The sequence below is a fragment of the Rhizobium sp. O111 genome, assembly GCF_055616315.1.
In genome coordinates this window covers 576,945-593,444 of the sequence record NZ_JBSHXL010000003.1, presented here as the reverse complement: position 1 = coordinate 593,444, position 16,500 = coordinate 576,945, and the positions used below count along the sequence as shown (strand labels likewise).

Here is a 16,500-nt window from a genome sequence, read left to right as displayed (position 1 = left end):
TTTCTGGTAAGGTACGGCAAACGAAGCTTACCTCCGTCGACACAAGGAGCCAGGTTGCTGGGGAAACCTTCGCATGCCGTTGCGAACGCGCCATTGCAGAAGAGGCGATTGGGTCCTTAGCAAAGCAATGAGACCGAACGTATCTGAGCCCCGAAATCTGCAGCGCTCGATCTTGAGGCGCAGCCAATATGGAACCGCATGGTTTGAAAGCTGGCGCTGGCCACGAATGCCGGGCCATGATGCCTCGGCGCTGATCAGCGTTTGTTCGGGTGCCGTGTGCCCTACGTCATGCTCTAGCGTCTTTGACGCTACGGCTTTCCAGTGGTGCTCATGGGCTGGCGTTTGCTGCGTTCGGCGACCGGTATCGGCACTCGCATGAGCCGCCGCGAGGGATCATTCGAAGAACGGCTCGGACCTCGGGAGGCTTTCGCTTCATCCGGCAGGCTTTGGCGATGTTGAGTCTTCCACAACATGCTGCGCGCTTTTCGACCTGACGTCGAGGAGCGATCGGTAGGGCTGGATACTGACCAGCAAGGTCGCTTGTACGCGGCAGACCGGGGAAGATTTCCCAGTCAGCAGTGGGCGACAGTGCTCGGGTTGGGTCGCCAACCACCTGTAATGACCACCCCGAAAAAGCTTTCGGCTTTGCGTGGGCGCCGTGGCGTGACGGACTTCCAGAGATGTCGGCCGAGGGAGCGAGACGACTGATCAGGTCGACTACGTCTGCAAGGGGTCAGTTCTTCGCTTCGCTTGACGGACACCGCAACGCCCGAAAGCATGAGATAGGGTCAAGAGCAACTACCCTGGTGTAATAGTCCTGTCGGACGGAGGTAGACACAGGCGTCGGGCATCTGGATCCTAACGGCGGATGAGACCAAATCTGTGGGCCTTATCCAGCAGATCTCGAACAGATGAGGCCTGGAATTTCTTCCCGCCACGTGCCGGTCGTTCTCCCATTTTCTCAAGCTCACTTGCAATGTCGCGCAGCGATAAGCTTGGATCAGCGATCGTGATTGCCGCTACTTTCTTCATCAGATGGTCTTCGGGAGCGCGGCGAGGGGAGCGGTCAAGGAGCTCCTTTTCTGCTAGCTGCTCGCGCACCAGACGGTGTACCGCTCGACGGAGGCGCTCTACGGTCCAATCTTGGCCGCGTCGGTTGAGAACATCGACGACGTTATCCCAGCTGTGCTTTGGGCGCAGTTGCCTAACGACCGGAAGCCAGGTTTCCGACGAGGCATTGAGACCATCGATATAAAGCTTCTCGCGTGCCTTGGACGCAGCTTCAATCGCTTCCGGGCGCCTTTCCCGAAGACCGGGGTTGCCAGGAAATCGACCTTGAGCTTTTGCTGCCTTGATACTTTCTCTCGCGCGCTCGGCGCTTTGCGCCTTTTCAAGTTCTACGATCGCGCCGAGAACTTGGATGGAAAAGGCACCCAGCGGCCCGGTCGTGTCGATGGGATCACCGAGAGATCGGAAGCCGATCCCTCGAACTTTGAGTTTTTCAATTAGCCCCAGAAGGTCGCTAGCAGAGCGCGCGACGCGATCCAGGCGGGCGACGACCAAAGCATCTCCAGCGTTCAGCTCCGCAAGTAGGCGGACCAAGACCGGCCTCTCTTGTGACGAGGCGGATCGATGCTCCTGATAGATGCGGTCACAACCAGCCGCCCGGAGGTCATCGACCTGTCGATCGTTAGCTTGATCGCCAGCGGACGAGAAACGTGTGTATCCTACGAGACGGGTCGCGGACTTGTGATTGTCTACTTTTTCTTGCACCGCAGTGGGTCCCGATCTTTGAGCATGCAATAAATTGTACAGATATAGAATGTGCCAATAACACTATTTTTGCAAGAGTGTATCAGCGTGCTAATAGCTGGCCATACGGCGCGATTTTCTCGGTAGCGCTCATGGTTACTCATTTCACGTTGACAGCGCCATCTGGTGGCGCTCTACAGCGGAAAAATGCGACGTAACCGACGCACTCGGGGCACCTTTCTCTAAATCACATCGAATGCTTGTGTTTCACTGTGAAAAGGTCGCTCGTTCCGCAGCCGCTAAGCAACATACGGAAGGCGGGTATGGCCCCAGGCGTTCCGGGCGACCATTTCAGATGCCCGCTCTGCAACAAAGCAAATCCGCGTGTTAACGTTTCAAGTCGCAACGATTGGTCAGCTGGGACCGACGCTTAACGCTTCGCCTTCGCGGCTGTAATTGCCTCAGCTTGGATGACGACCATTTTGAGCTCTTCAGGAGCCATTCCCATTGCGGCATTAGCGAAACGATCCAACAGCTCGCTCAGCCACTTTTCGCTCTCGGTATGTGCGTCGAACCCCAGCAGCCAGTTTGGTGTAGTGCCCAGTGCTTCTGCTATGCGAACAAGTGTGGCCAAGTCTGGTTCGCGTCGACCTGCAACGTAGTGCGCGAAACGACGTTCCTCGAGACCGGCACGGCGACCCGCCTCAGCGACCGAGATCCCAAGGTGCTCACTTCTTTGCTTCAGGCGTTTTGCCAGTGTGTCCATAGGAACAATTTGTTCATGATTGATAACAATCTGGCCATGAACGTTTTGGAGTGTTATAACTACAATCTGTAGTGTTCGATTTTTGATCCGCTCGAGGTTATCGATGGAACTGCGCCAACTATCCCTTTTTCGAGCCGTAGCCGAGGAACTGCATTTTGGTCGGGCTGCGATCAAGATGAACATCGCCCAGCCAGCGCTGAGCAACCATGTCATGGCGCTGGAGAGGGAGCTTGGCTGTCCGCTGTTCATCCGCTCCACACGTCGGGTCGAGCTGACGAGGGCAGGGGAGACCTTCTATGACCGCGCTGTTCGCATCCTCAGCGAGATGGAGCTGACGACCGAGCTGACACGGGCCGCAGGTGGTAGTCGCATTCGCCAGATCAAGATCGGTACCGTCTATCCGGCCACCATGGGCATGCTGCCCCTGTTCCTCGGCAAGATCGGTCGCAAGTTTCCCGATGTCCGCATCCACATTGCTTCAGGCAACACTGGAGACATCATCCGTGGCCTAGAAACCGGACAGCTCAACCTTGGCTTCATCAGGCCGGTCGAGAACATCGGATCGCTGCGCTTCTTCTCGGTTGCCCATGAACGCTATCTTCTGGCGGTGGCTGAGAGCAATCCTCTGGCTCCGCTCAACGAGATCTCGATCGAGGACCTACGCGATCAGAAGATCATTGCCTTCAACCGGCAGAACCTCTCCTTCACCGAACGATACTTCAATGAGAAGTTCGAAGAGTACGACCTGAGCAAGAACGTCGCCTATAGCTGTGACGACACCTATTCGCTGGTCTCTCTCGTCTCCGCCGGTCTCGGCATCGGCTTTGCACCGGAGTGGACGACCGACATCCCGAACCGGAGCTTTGTGCTCAAGAAGGTGAGGGGGATCGACTTCAAGATCGGGCTTGGCATTGCATGGTCGAAGGAAGATCCGACGGCGTCGCGAGACGATATCGTCGAGATCGCGAAATCGATGGTACGGCGAGGGTGATGTTGGGAAGGCGTGCGCTAAAGACACCGAAGGATTGACCAAGCACGTCTAAAAGGCGATTCTCGACCTTGAGAATCGCAATGAATTGATCGGTCTCGGTTGCACACATTAAGAGATCAGCTGTGCACCGTTTTCCTATCGATAACCTATAATTATCGATAGTTGAAAACCCAACCCGAGATCGTACGCAGTGACGAATAGTAATTATCATATAGCGTTCGTTTAACGAACGATTTACCATGAATTCAATGCGTTACGATCTCGCCAAACTGCCCATCCAGAGCCTGCTGAAACCCGTCACCGAGGCGACCGCCGCTTTGTGCCGGCTCGACGAGCGCATCGCCCGCTCGACCGCCAGTGCCGGCCTGCTTGAACGCCAGAATTTTGCCGACGCCTGCGCCTCGCTGTGGCTCGACGGCGAGCTCGTGCATCTCGAGGACCTCGTCCTCCACGACGCCGGCGCCGACGTCCGTGCCCCCACCCACGAACTGACCATCGCCCGCGACGTGCTCCGCTCCCGCCGGCGCATCGCCAGCCAGCCGCCGGCCTGGGCTCTCAGCCCTGACGGCCTGCGCACCCTGCGCCAAGCGCCGGCGCAGGCGGGGCTTGGGCCCGGACCATCATTGGGTGACGATGGCGCGGGCGACACCGATGCAATTGATGGCGAACCAGCAGGGGGAGGGGAGGGGGAGCGAGAGGAAGTCGGTGACGCGAATGCGTCCACGGATGCGTCCGACCCGGACATGCGTGTCTTCGCCGACATCGACGCGATCCTGGCGCGCTCTAGTGCCGCGATCGAAGCCGCGAAGCGCCCCGATCGTGCGGGCACGAGCGGCGCCGCTGCTCGCGGCCGCGACGCTGACAGCAAGGCGCTAATCTACGATCTCGACTGGGATGAGGACGCGCGGCTCGATGAATGGCGCGATGTCGTCCAACAGGCGCAGGAGCTGCCGCCGGTGCTGGCGGCGATCGTCGCCCTCGATGCCTGGAACGAGCTATCGGTGTCGCAGCACGCTCCCTGGTTCGGCCGGCTGCTGGCTGCGGCGCTGCTGCGCCAGGCCGGCATTACCACCGGTGCCCACCTGGTGGCGATCAATGTTGGCCTGAAAACCATCGCCGTCGATCGGCGCCGGCATCGCGATCGTGATACACGGCTGCTGGCCATTGCCCAAGGATTCTTGGGGGCCGCCGAGATCGGCCTGAAGGAGCACGATCGGCTGGCGCTGGCCCGCACCATGATGGAGCGGAAGGTGTCGGGGAGACGAACGTCTTCGAAACTGCCGGAGCTGGTCGAGCTGGTGATGGCAAAGCCATTGGTCTCGGCTGGCATGGTGGCCGAGACGCTAGGCGTCACGCAGCAGGCGGCGCGGCGGATCGTGCTGGAGCTCGGCCTGCGCGAGATGACGGGGAGGGGGAGGTTTCGGGCATGGGGCATGATTTAGCTAGCCTATCGGCGATTGCTAAGGCGCCGTGCTGAGGGTCTGGAACGGCTGGAATCTAAGAAGGTTTACTGGTTGAAGGAGCAAGCGCTCGATGCGATGTTGCCAATCCCGCCGCTTGAGAAAAGCTGCATGAAAGCCGGCAGACAGGTTCACTACCCATGATTTAAGAAAGCAAGACCAGAGCGTGGTTAGGGGTCATACAAGTACATCTTCGGATAATCGGCGGGCCAGCCATAGCCATCCGCCACGGCGAGATCGAGCTTTTCATGCAATTCTTTCAAGATCAGCACCAGACCGTCATCGAAGATGCGGCGCTCTTTGACGTCGAAATCATCAGGCTTGGCACCCGCCTTCAGCCGTTCCAGCACATTGTAGAGGCCGGTCAGCGTCAGATGCGGATGATCTGAGAGTACCCGCTTGCGATGGGCATCGAGTTCTTCGGCAACAGTGCCGATGGCGGATTTCTGGGTGTCGGAGGTATCGGGGAAGGGAAAGGGGTCGAAACAACGGGATTGTATGTGAATCCAGCCAAGCACGCTCCGATCATCGCGAGATCAAGGTCGTCCTCTCTGTGATCGTGCCCCCCCCCAGCGTGGTGTAGGTCGACGGTAGCAAAGCCGCTCGCGAGCGCGCCCTTAGCGCGCTGTAGCGAGTGAGCGGCTTTGCGGGCGGTCATCGATAATCTCTGGTATGGTTGGGTTGCTGACACTCAACCAGATACGAAGGATACATCGATGACCAACGACATAATGGACCTACGCAAGCTTGTGGAGAAGACCCCGGACGCGGATATTCTGCGCGACATGATCGGTTTTGCTGCTGAGCGACTAATGGAATTGGAAGTTAGCGCTGCAACTGGCGCGGCCCACGGTGAGAAGAGCCCATCGCGATTGGCGCAATGCAACGGTTATCGCGACCGTGACTGGGAGACGCGTGCAGGTACGGTAGAGCTGCGTATCCCAAAGCTGTATAAAGGGTCTTACTTCCCAACCTTCCTCGAGCCACGCCGCATGGCCGAGAAGGCGCTGACAGCTGTTATCCAGGAAGCTTACATTCAGGGCATCTCGACGCGTTCCGTGGATGATCTCGTCAAGGCCATGGGGATGAGCGGCATCTCAAAGAGCCAGGTTTCCCGCCTGTGCGAAGAGATCGATGACAAGGTCAAAGCCTTTCTCGATCGGCCAATCGAGGGCGACTGGCCGTATTTGTGGATGGACGGCACCTAGCTCAAAGTGCGGCGCGGTGGTCGCATTATTTCTGTTGCCGCCATCATCGCGGTGGGCGTCAACACCGATGGTCGACGAGAAGTCCTCGGCATGGAGGTCGGGACCTCGGAAGCTGAGCCAATCTGGACAGAGTTCTTGCGCAAGCTGACGCGACGAGGCCTAAGCGGCGTCAAGTTGGTCATCTCCGATGCCCACGAGGACATCAAGGCTGCCGTGTCCAAGGTCCTGTGCGCTAGTTGGCAGCGATGCCGGGTCCACTTCGCCCGCAATGTGCTGGCGCATGCAGGCAAGAGTGGCAGGCGGGTTGTTTCCGCCTTCATCGGAACAGCAAGGCGACATTGGTCACGTGTTGGCGGCCCGGAGAATCCAATCCCGAAGCGCCGAAATTTTAGGATCGGCGTGCTTCGCTTCTGGATAGACCAGGTAATAAGCGAAGGTTTCCATGTGCGTAGGTTTTGCGAGCTTGACGAGGTGCCCTTCGTTCACTTCAGACGCCACCATCGCGGCCGGGAGCAAGCCCGCGCCCTGGCCGGCAATCACGGCGCTCAAAAGTAAGCCGGAATCGTCAAAGGACGGGCCGCGAGGAATCTCGACCTCATCGACGCCTTGCGCTTGAAACCATAGGTTCCAGCCCTTCCGGTCGGCATCATGAACTAGCGGCCACCGTGTCAACTCACCGGACTGTTCCGGTGTGCCTAGTCGCTCGACAAGTGATGGCGCCGCGACGGGCACCATTTCGACGGAAACGACGCGGTAGCTCTGCAAGCCACGATAGCGGCCGGTGCCGTGACGTATAGCGAGATCTACGCTTTCACGCGAAAAATCCACCAACGTGCTACTAGTGAGGATTTGGATGTCGATTTCAGGATGGGTTTCCTGAAATGACTTCAGACGCGGAACAAGCCAAGCCGATGCGAAGAAGGGAGTGACGCTGACTGTAAGGACGCCGGTTTCGGCAGTGTAAGCCACGCGCTTGGATGCTTCGGCTATCTGACGAAAAGCGTTTCGGATCGGGGGGAGGTAATCCCGTCCCGCCGGCGTCAAAAGGATTCCCCGATTCACTCGTTCGAAGAGCTTCACACCCAGATGATCTTCAAGGTTTCGGAGCATTTGGCTGACAGCCCCTGGCGTGACGCACAACTCCTCCGCAGCGAGCTTCACAGATAGATATCGCGCTGCGCATTCGAATGCGCGCAATGCATTGAGCGGCGGGAATCTTCGTTCAATCATTTAGATAATCTAACTCAAAACAACGAGAAAACCTGGTTTGCTAACCCGGCTGAATGGCAGCTATATGGTTCTAATGAAGCAGTTTTGACATGCCTCCATCCAACTTTCAATGCTGCTCAGCTAAACTATCGAGACGCAATTTGAGTTGACGTGTTCAATGCTCGTATTGCCAAGCGCGCGAGACCTAAGGAAATCCAAATTGACCGACAAATCCACCGCACTTCATTATCTCCAACTCGCGGAAGTCTCGGCTCTGATCCGCAGTCGCCAGATTTCATCACGGGATGTGACGCAGGCACAATTGGACCGCATTGCCACGCTCGACGCTGAGTTGCATAGCTACGCACTGGTGATGGCCGACACCGCTCTCGCCCAAGCGGACGTAGCTGACGCGGAGACAGCGGTTGGGCGGAGCCGTGGTCCGCTACATGGCGTACCTATTGCCGTCAAGGATCTCTGCCGGATTAAAGGTTTCCCGACTAGCGCCGGCATGACGATACATCGCCAGATGATTTCCGATGAAGACGCGACGGTTGTTCGGCGCCTGATGGAGAGCGGAGCCGTGTTGCTCGGCAAGCCACAGCTCACGGAGGGCGCCTATTCCGACCACCATCCATCGGTAAAGTCTCCGCAAAATCCGTGGAATGCCGATTACTGGACTGGTATCTCCTCAAGCGGCTCGGGCGCCGCAACAGCGGCCGGCCTCTGCTACGGATCGATCGCCTCCGATACTGGTGGCTCCATTCGTTGGCCAGCGGCGGCCAATGGCGTGACCGGATTGAAGCCAACATGGGGGCGGGTCAGCCGTCACGGTGTTTTCGAGCTGGCACCCTCGCTGGACCATGTAGGAACAATGGCGCGGAGTGTCCTGGATGCAGGGCTGCTGCTCGGAGCAATAGCGGGTCGCGACCCGAAGGACCCCACAGCGCTTTTGGATCCGGTGCCAAATTTTATAGCGGGAATCACCTGTGATCTACGTGGCATGCGGATTGGCATCGATGTTGGCTGGAACAGCGACGGCGTTGATGCCGGCACGCAGGCGGTTCTTGCTGAAGCCATCACCGCGTTCGCGGAGCTTGGGGCTGAGATCGTCGATACAGAATTTCCCGACGTTACTCAAACAGTCGCCGACTGGGTACCGAACTGCGCGGTCGAAGCGGCCTTAGCACACAAGGCAACGTATCCCGCACAGAAAGATCAATACGGCAGCGTCCTCGCATCGGTCATTGAGGCGGGACATGCGATCTTGGGCGTGGAGTATCAAGAAATCCTGCTACGGCGTAGGGCGTTCAACCGTCGAGTGGAAGCGCTGTTCGGCAGGATCGATTTGCTGCTCACGCCAGTTCAGCCGTTTGCTCCCCTAACGCTCGCAAAGGTTCAAACGCTCGGCGAACAACCAAACCTGATCGCCATGCTGCAGCGATACACTTGCCCGTTCAATATGTCGGGTCACCCAACCCTGACCATGCCCGGCGGCTTTTCTCGAGAGGGTATGCCGATCGGCTTCCAACTCGTCTCCGGTCATCTCGGGGAAGCAACACTGGTCCGAGCGGGTGTAGCGTTCCAGAGCGTTTCGGCCTGGCACCAAAATCATCCGGTGGCGTGACATGGAGGCCCCACGTACTAATCGTCTCTTCTATGGCTGGATCGTGGTCGCATCCGTGTTCGCCATCACCTTTGTCGGCTTTGGAAGCGCCTACACCTTCAGCGCATTCGTACCCTCGCTGCAACAACACTTCGGAGCGTCGCGGGGCTCCGTATCGGTCGTCTTTTCGCTGGCTGGATTTCTGTATTTTGGCTTGGGCGTCGTGAGCGGACCATTAGCCGATCGATGGGGCGCACGAAGACTTGGCGTGCTTGGCATGATTCTGGTGGGCGCCGGCCTTGCGGCTGCCAGCGTCGCCCGCACCATTTACGAGGTCTATGCGGCTTATGGCCTTGGCGTCGGGCTCGGCATCGGGTGCGCGTATGTACCGGCGATCGGAGTAGTCCAGCGCTGGTTCCTGAGGCGTCGAGGCTTCGCGTCCGGCATCGCGGTAAGCGGCATAGGAGTGGGGACTTTGGTTATGCCGCCGCTAGCCTCTTGGCTGATCGAGTGGTCAGGATGGCGGAATGCCTATCTGACGCTTGCCGGGCTCTCCTTAGTGATCGGCGTGGGCATGTCCTGGTTTATCTCGAATGATCCTCGCGACAAGGGAACCGGGCCAGACGGGGTTCCTATGGGGGTCGGTCAATCTGGAGCGGCCGGCACCGGGGCTTCGGTGGGTGAGGCGATCAGATCTCGGCAATTCGCGGGGCTGTATGTCGCCTGCCTGATTTGTTCGTTCGGCGTTTTCGTGCCATTCGTGCATCTCGTTCCATACGCATTGGACCATGAGATAGACCAATCTGCCGCCGTTCTGCTCCTCGGCGCCATTGGCATTGGCAGCACGTTTGGGCGCTTCTTCCTTGGCGGTCTTGGCGATAAGGTCGGGCGCCAGTTATTCCTTTTTATCATGTTCATTGGGATGGCAGTCGCGCTTGCAATCTGGGTCTTTGCAACAAGCTTTTGGCCGCTCGCATTCTTCGCTCTGATGTTTGGCCTCTTCTATGGCGGTTGGGTGGCGATCCTGCCCTCCGTCGTCATGGATCACTTCGGTGGACGCTACGTCAGCGGCATCATAGGGGTTCTCTATACCAGTGTAGCGATCGGCACATTGGTCGGTCCCAGCGCTGCGGGTTTCATCTTCGATATTAGTCATAGCTACCTGCTACCCGTTCTCGTGAGTATGGCCGCAAACATTATCGCGGCAATCGTGGCTGCGTTCTCGATGAAGGAGTCAGTCAAATAAAATTGTCTGAAAGAACAGATCATCATGAGGGCGCAAACATCGCTTAGCGTTTAGCCAAGTACTCCTCTGATACTCCTTCTTGGCAGGCGATTGTCTTTAAAATGAGTTTTGCGCTGTTGGCGGGATGACAGATCTTTGTGACAATGCCGATGCGGCAACGGCGGCCGGTCGCGAGCTTTGCGAAACACTCCTTTACACATTGCACGACGATTGAGACGATAATCGCGTCAGAAACCATCGGATGCAAAGAGAAAACAAGGCCCTCCTTGAATGCGCCGGCAAGCAAATTGGAACAGTTCTCGCTTCCAACGGTCGCAACTGCTACACACCGCTTTGCTGTTCCACCTGATATGTGTCCTCGATTAAATCAAAGCCAAGCTCTGCGTCTATGTGACCGGATCGGCGACGTGGAATCAAAATCCGTTGTTGCTAAGCCATAATTTTTCTAATGCCTAGTTTAGAGACGTTCCAACTCAATCCACTGCGTGCGATTCTGTCGCGACGGAGCAGGACGCCTCGAGCAGCCACTTCCTGAAAGCTGACATCGCAGGCGTTTCGCTACGAGATTTTTGCGATGTCAGCCAATAGCTCCCACGCGAGACGAAAACGTCAAAGGGTTGTAGCAGTGAGCCAATGGATAGCTGCCTCTGGAACATCAGCGGTGGTGCGAGTGCGACCCCTGCGCCTTGCAGTGCCGCTTCGATCATGGCGAGAGACGAGTCGAACATTATGCCATTGGCGATTGGCGGCTCTCCTGTCACGCCGGCGGCCGCGAACCATCCGGTCCACTCATCTGCGCGATAGGATCGAAGAAGAACCTTCGTGAAAAGGTCTTCCGGGCGTTCTAGTTCCCTCGCCAAGTCCGGAATGCAGATCGCTGAAAGCGGCGCCTCGAACAGGTGCTCCGCCTCGATATTGTGCCAGGCGCCAGTGCCGAATCTGATAGCAAAATCCAGACCCTCTGCCGCAATGTCCACGCGATTGTTGTTGGTCGACAGTCTCAGTTCGATCTGTGGATGGCGTATTCGAAAGTCTCCGAGACGTGCCAAAAGCCAACCTACCGCGAATGTTCCGATCACTCCGACGGTGAGGACTTCCCGAACGAACCCCCCCTCGAAACGCTCCAGCATGTCGGCCATACGGTCGAATGAATCACGCACGACAGGCAATAACGCCTCCCCTTCTGCAGTAACCTTCAGACCCCGCGATACGCGCTTGAAGAGGCTGACCTTCAATCGGTCCTCAAGAATCTTGACCTGATGGCTGACTGCGGCCTGCGTGACCGCTAGCTCGATTGCAGCCCGCGTGAAACTCAAATGTCTGGCGGAGGCTTCGAAAGCGCGGAGTGCGTTGAGTGGCAGATGAGGGCGGACCATGAAACCCCAAATTAAATTTGCATCTGGCCTTAAATAACGTCGTTTGTGCGGTCGCATCAACCCCTATATCAAACCATCATCAAAATATGCGGCGGCGAAAGAATTCGGCGCAAAGATCAACTCACCGACAATAAACAGAGCGTCTCAGGCGAAGAGAGGCTGCTTTTTACTGCCTTGAGATTGTAGTCATGGCAAGTGGAGCTGGATGTAGACGGAGTATTGAATGAAACGTTTGGCAGCGATTTTAAGTGTCGGCGTCAATTTGGGGGTCATGCTCGCGCTGATGCTCTACGCATTAGTCTCAAGTTTCAGCGTCGGAATTCCTGACCATACGCTAATTGCCAACTGGCAACCCTCCGTCACCTCACGGCTTTATGCCGGTGACGGATCGCTTTTGGCGGAGTTTGCGCACCAGAAGCGCCTTTTCATGCCGATCGGAGCTATTCCGCAGCGAGTAAGAGGCGCCTTTCTCGCTGCCGAGGACAAGAACTTTTACAGCCATTCTGGGATCGATCCCCTCAGCATCGGACAGGCCGTCCTCTCGAACATAGAGAACAGCTTGAGCGGTCACCGCCTCATCGGAGCCTCGACGATTACGCAGCAGATCGCCAAAAACTTCCTGTTGACGAATGACCGGACATTCGAGCGGAAGCTGAAGGAAGCGCTGTTGGCTGTCCGCATAAGCCAGGCCTATACCAAGGACCAATTGCTCGAGCTCTATCTCAACGATATCTACCTGGGGGCCGGGAGCTATGGGGTGGCACAGGCAGCTTTGACATACTTCGGCAAAGGCGTCGCCGAACTCGACATCGCCGAGGCCGCCTATCTCGCAGCGCTTCCGAAAGGACCAAACAACTATCATCCGATCAAGGCCCGCGACCGAGCGATCGCACGTCGGAACTGGGTGATAGAGCAGATGCTGGCGAACCGGTTCATTAGCAGGGCCGAAGCGCTTCGGGCGACGACGAAGCCTTTGAAGGTTGTTCTCAGGGACGACCTGCCCGCAGTTAAAAAGGCGGAATACTTCACGGAAGAAGTGCGCAGGTTCCTGCTGGCGAAATATGGCGAGGTCGAACTTTATCGTTCTGGGTTCAGCGTGCGCACGAGCTTGAACCCCGTGCTTCAACGTGCCGCGATGAACGCGTTGCAGAAAGGCCTCGTTGAGTATGATCAGGCAAAGGGCTATCGCGGACCGCTACTCCACCTAGAGAACGAAGACGACTGGCCATCCGCCGCCAAAAAGGTTGGGCATCTGGTGGACGTCCCCGAGTGGCGCCCGTCCGTGGTGACACGGGTCGATGCGAGGGGCGTGGTTTTAAATCTGGAGGTCAGCGACGAAGCTCCAATCGAGATGGATATGAAATCGCTCGGCTGGGCTCTGTGCACCCGAAACGCAGGCGAAAGACGATGCGCCACCGACGCGTCCGAAGTTTTTTCTGTGGGCGATGTCGTTTATGTCGAGAACACGAATAAGGGTTATCGCCTACGCCAGCCACCACATGTTCAGGGAGCACTGGTCTCAATGGAGGCACGAACCGGTCGGGTGGTAGCGATTGCGGGTGGCTTCTCTTACTCGCAATCACAGTTCAACCGCGCGACCCAGGCTTTCCGTCAGCCAGGCTCGTCGTTCAAACCGTTCGTCTACGCTGCGGCACTAGACGCTGGCTACACCCCCGCGACGTTAGTGCTCGATGCACCCCTGGCCATTCCCGATGGCGCAGGCAGACTATGGCGGCCCAAGAATTATGACGGTCGTTCCGGAGGCGCCTCCACACTCAGAACCGGATTGGAAAACAGTCGCAACCAGATGACGGTGCGACTTGCGCGAGCCGTGGGTATGGATGTCGTGGCTCATTACAGCGAACGGTTCGGCCTTTATGATGATCTGAAGGAATATCTTCCGATGTCCCTTGGCGCTGGTGAAACCACACTGATGCGGTTGGTCGCTGCTTATGCTGTCTTCGCCAATGGTGGCCGTGAAGTCCGGCCGTCCTTCGTCGATCGTATCCAAGGTCGCGACGGCCAGAACATTTTCAAGCAGGAACAAAGACGGTGTGAAGGCTGTAACGCTGCGTCATGGAGTGGGCAGCCGGAACCAACTGTGGTTGACGAAGAGGAATCCGTGCTCGACCCTATGACCGCCTACCAGATTACCTCGATGCTGCAAGGCGTGGTACAGCACGGCACGGCGCGGAGCGTGAATGTGCTCGGAGTGCCGCTTGCGGGGAAGACAGGAACGACAAACGACGAGAAGGACGTCTGGTTTGTTGGCTATACGCCGGATTTGGTGACCGGTGTTTTTATGGGCTACGATACGCCGACGCCTATGGGCTCTGGCGAGACCGGAGGGGGCCTCGCTGCCCCAGTCTTCATCGACTACATGAAAACGGCGCTCGAGGGCCGGGAGATTGCTCCGTTTCAACGTCCGGAGGGCATGCTTCTCCAACGTATCGACCGCCGAAATGGAACGGCAACAGAAGAACTGTCGGGTTCGCTCTTGGAAGCATTCAAGCCGGGCACCGGCCCGTGCATGTCGCCGTGTGGTGTGATTGCTGATACGGACAACTCCGAAGTCAGTTCAACGTCAGGAAAATCTGATGATGCGTTGCTCGACCTGCTGATGCGTAGCACCGGGGGGTTGTATTGAAATGCGCCGTATCACGCGATCAATCCCAAAGACGAGCGGCCGGAGCAAAAATGGCAGGCTCCTGCTCATGATGGCGGCATTCGTAATCATTTCTGCTCTCATCCTCGGACGTCTAACGGTTCTCGGTCTCATGGAACCCCCGTTGCTTGCCAATGTGCCGAGGATCGCTGCGAACAGCCGTCCAGCGATTTTGGATAGAAATGGTGCGATCTTGGCTATGGATCTCCCGTTCAAAAGTGCTTTCGCGATACCGAAATTGATCGTTGATGTTGACGAGGCGGTCGAGCGCATCACCTCTGTTTTTCCAGAGATCGACAAGCGCCAACTCCATGACAAGCTTGCCACTCGCGGGCATTTTGCTTGGATTAAGCGCCAGATAACTCCTTTAGAAGAACAAGCGTTATGGAATGCCGGAGTTCCAGCGGTCAGTTTCCGCAACGAGACAAAGCGCTTCTATCCCAATGGATCACTGGCTGCACATGTACTCGGCGCGGTGGATGTAGATAACATTGGCATCTCGGGGCTGGAGAAGTGGATGGAGGCAGATGGGCTGGCGGACCTACGTTCAAGTGGCATGGATACCTCGGCTGATGTATTGAAACCGATCGTCACGACGATCGATATTCGTGTACAGCACGCACTCGAGTCCGAATTAAAGAAGGCAATCGAGAAATACTCGGCCAAGGCGGCGGCAGGGCTGGTGCTTCAGGTCGACACCGGAGAAGTTTTCGCTCTCGCATCCCTACCCGACTACGACCCGAATGCGCCCTCGGACGCGCTTAAGCCCGATCGCATAAATCGGATCGCCGCAGCCAATTTTGAAATGGGTTCAACATTTAAGGCGTTGACCACCGCGATGGCTATCGACTCTGGCCGATACTCGATCCACTCGGTGATTGATGCCAGCAAGCCACTCGCCTTCGGTCGTGCGCGTATCCACGATTTTCAAGGCAAGTACCGGCCACTGTCTCTCCCGGAGGCATTCATCTACTCGTCGAATATTTCTATGGCGAAGATTGCTCTGGACATCGGGACGGACACCCACCGGCGCTGGCTTCGACAATTCGGACAGTTGGAAACCCTTCGGACGGAGCTGCCGGAAACAGCCACTCCGATACTTCCGAAGCGCTGGAACGCCATCGAAACGGCGACGGCCTCTTTCGGTCACGGCATCGCGGTCACACCACTGCAGGCCAGTATTGGCGTCGCTGCCCTCGTTAACGGAGGGCGGCTCATCCGACCTACCTTCATTAAGACGTCTGCCTTGCCTCCCAGGATTCTTGGCATTGACCTTGTCAAGACCGAAACGACCGACGCAATGCGCTATCTTTTGAAGCTGAACGCTGATGTAGGCTCAGCTCAAAAAGGCAGAGTATCAGGATACCTGATAGGCGGTAAGACAGGCACTGCAGAGAAAGTTGTAGATGGTCGATATTCGAAGACCTTGAACATCACCTCTTTCATGGGAATTGTTCCCGCCGACGCCCCTAGATTTCTAGTGCTTACGCTTCTGGATGAACCAAAGGGTCTTCCAGAAACCCATGGCTTCCGCACATCCGGATGGAATGCGGTACCGACTGGTAGTGCGGTGTTCAGCAGGATTCTACCCATGCTGGGGGAGTTGCCGTCGTTCGATGTGCTGCCAAGCCAGTCTCTTTAAATATCAGGATTGCCGCCTTCAGAGCGGATCTTCCCAACATCGTCTGTAAGCGGATAAAGCATGACACGCCTAGCTCTAAACATAGTCGTCCTCTTGTCGTATGTGTCATCGGCCCTGGGCCAGGAGGATCCATACCTAGGAAGACCGGGTCTGACATTTCCGGAAGGGACACCGACGGAAATTGCCACCTGCGCGGATCTTGGCCGCGCAATTTTGAACCTAAAGCTCGAAAGTGAGCAGAGAGTCGATTTGTGGGCAACTGGACCGCTGACGATCGTGGATACCGACGGGGTACTCTGGTACGTTGGCATTTGCTCAACGCCGGGCATCCGTGTGTTATGCGTGACGTACTCCGACAATGGAATGAGTGTCAACGACACGGTGACTGTACGCGGCGGCGTGAAGATCCAAGATAACAAGCATATTTTGCTCGACCCCTGCCTTGCGTCGCGTGATTGATCTCTCTTCCAAAAAGTCATGCGGGCAAACCTAAAGTAGGAATAGATCCTATGAAAAGCCTTTGTCACACGCGACAAATTCAAAGTTTATCGGGGCCCGTTCCTAAAAAGTTGATAACAT

Annotated in this window: 12 protein-coding genes and 1 pseudogene; 8 read left to right on the top strand and 5 right to left on the bottom strand. The window is 57.0% G+C overall.

Annotation, left to right across the window (positions count from 1 at the left end; all coding sequences use genetic code 11):
* Nucleotides 1-858: 858 nt before the first annotated feature.
* A complete protein-coding gene (locus tag ACVTFQ_RS28530) occupies nucleotides 859-1,773 on the bottom strand; it encodes a recombinase family protein (RefSeq protein WP_112435716.1) in 915 nt (304 codons plus the stop codon).
* Between the two features lie 409 nt (nucleotides 1,774-2,182).
* Nucleotides 2,183-2,701, bottom strand: a complete 519-nt coding sequence (locus ACVTFQ_RS28525) for a helix-turn-helix domain-containing protein (RefSeq protein WP_470424351.1) — start codon at nucleotides 2,699-2,701, stop codon at nucleotides 2,183-2,185.
* Here ACVTFQ_RS28525 and ACVTFQ_RS28520 point away from each other — a divergent pair.
* Together ACVTFQ_RS28520 and ACVTFQ_RS28515 are read left to right on the top strand one after the other, a co-directional pair.
* Nucleotides 2,622-3,509 carry a LysR family transcriptional regulator gene (locus ACVTFQ_RS28520; RefSeq protein ID WP_112435718.1) on the top strand — a complete coding sequence of 296 codons (888 nt, stop codon included), beginning with the start codon at nucleotides 2,622-2,624 and terminating at the stop codon, nucleotides 3,507-3,509. The two genes, ACVTFQ_RS28525 and ACVTFQ_RS28520, sit on opposite strands and share 80 nt — an antisense overlap.
* Before the next feature lie 239 nt (nucleotides 3,510-3,748).
* Nucleotides 3,749-4,951 carry an RHE_PE00001 family protein gene (locus ACVTFQ_RS28515; protein WP_470424350.1) on the top strand — a complete coding sequence of 401 codons (1,203 nt, stop codon included), beginning with the start codon at nucleotides 3,749-3,751 and terminating at the stop codon, nucleotides 4,949-4,951.
* Between the two features lie 188 nt (nucleotides 4,952-5,139).
* Here the strand turns inward: ACVTFQ_RS28515 and ACVTFQ_RS28510 are convergent, their stop codons facing one another.
* Nucleotides 5,140-5,487: a hypothetical protein gene (locus tag ACVTFQ_RS28510; protein ID WP_470424349.1), complete on the bottom strand. Its 348-nt coding sequence runs from the start codon at nucleotides 5,485-5,487 to the stop codon at nucleotides 5,140-5,142.
* Nucleotides 5,488-5,685: 198 nt separating this feature from the next.
* Between ACVTFQ_RS28510 and ACVTFQ_RS28505 the strand changes: the two are divergent.
* A pseudogene (locus ACVTFQ_RS28505) lies at nucleotides 5,686-6,507 on the top strand (IS256 family transposase); the annotation flags it as partial.
* 12 nt (nucleotides 6,508-6,519) lie between these two features.
* On the opposite strand, the gene gcvA reads toward ACVTFQ_RS28505, so the two are convergent.
* Complete coding sequence (gene gcvA, locus ACVTFQ_RS28500) at nucleotides 6,520-7,407, bottom strand: transcriptional regulator GcvA (RefSeq protein ID WP_470424348.1); 888 nt, start codon at nucleotides 7,405-7,407, stop codon at nucleotides 6,520-6,522.
* Between the two features lie 199 nt (nucleotides 7,408-7,606).
* On the opposite strand from gcvA, the gene ACVTFQ_RS28495 reads away from it, so the two are divergent.
* Together ACVTFQ_RS28495 and ACVTFQ_RS28490 are read left to right on the top strand one after the other, a co-directional pair.
* Nucleotides 7,607-9,013 carry an amidase gene (locus ACVTFQ_RS28495; RefSeq protein ID WP_470424347.1) on the top strand — a complete coding sequence of 469 codons (1,407 nt, stop codon included), beginning with the start codon at nucleotides 7,607-7,609 and terminating at the stop codon, nucleotides 9,011-9,013.
* A gap of 1 nt (nucleotide 9,014) precedes the next feature.
* Nucleotides 9,015-10,238, top strand: coding sequence for an MFS transporter (locus tag ACVTFQ_RS28490; protein ID WP_470424346.1), 1,224 nt, complete (start codon nucleotides 9,015-9,017; stop codon nucleotides 10,236-10,238).
* A gap of 473 nt (nucleotides 10,239-10,711) precedes the next feature.
* Here ACVTFQ_RS28490 and ACVTFQ_RS28485 read toward each other — a convergent pair whose 3' ends face one another.
* Nucleotides 10,712-11,614, bottom strand: coding sequence for a LysR substrate-binding domain-containing protein (locus ACVTFQ_RS28485; RefSeq protein ID WP_470424345.1), 903 nt, complete (start codon nucleotides 11,612-11,614; stop codon nucleotides 10,712-10,714).
* 223 nt (nucleotides 11,615-11,837) lie between these two features.
* Between ACVTFQ_RS28485 and ACVTFQ_RS28480 the strand changes: the two genes are divergently transcribed.
* The 3 genes from ACVTFQ_RS28480 (at nucleotide 11,838) to ACVTFQ_RS28470 (ending at nucleotide 16,380) form a co-directional block, all read left to right on the top strand.
* Nucleotides 11,838-14,261 (top strand): penicillin-binding protein 1A, encoded by a 2,424-nt coding sequence (locus ACVTFQ_RS28480; RefSeq protein ID WP_470424344.1) that lies wholly within the window; start codon nucleotides 11,838-11,840, stop codon nucleotides 14,259-14,261.
* A 67-nt stretch (nucleotides 14,262-14,328) separates the two neighbouring features.
* Nucleotides 14,329-15,921, top strand: a complete 1,593-nt coding sequence (locus ACVTFQ_RS28475; RefSeq protein ID WP_470424343.1) for a peptidoglycan D,D-transpeptidase FtsI family protein — start codon at nucleotides 14,329-14,331, stop codon at nucleotides 15,919-15,921.
* A gap of 60 nt (nucleotides 15,922-15,981) precedes the next feature.
* Nucleotides 15,982-16,380 (top strand): hypothetical protein, encoded by a 399-nt coding sequence (locus ACVTFQ_RS28470; RefSeq protein WP_470424342.1) that lies wholly within the window; start codon nucleotides 15,982-15,984, stop codon nucleotides 16,378-16,380.
* Nucleotides 16,381-16,500: the final 120 nt, after the last annotated feature.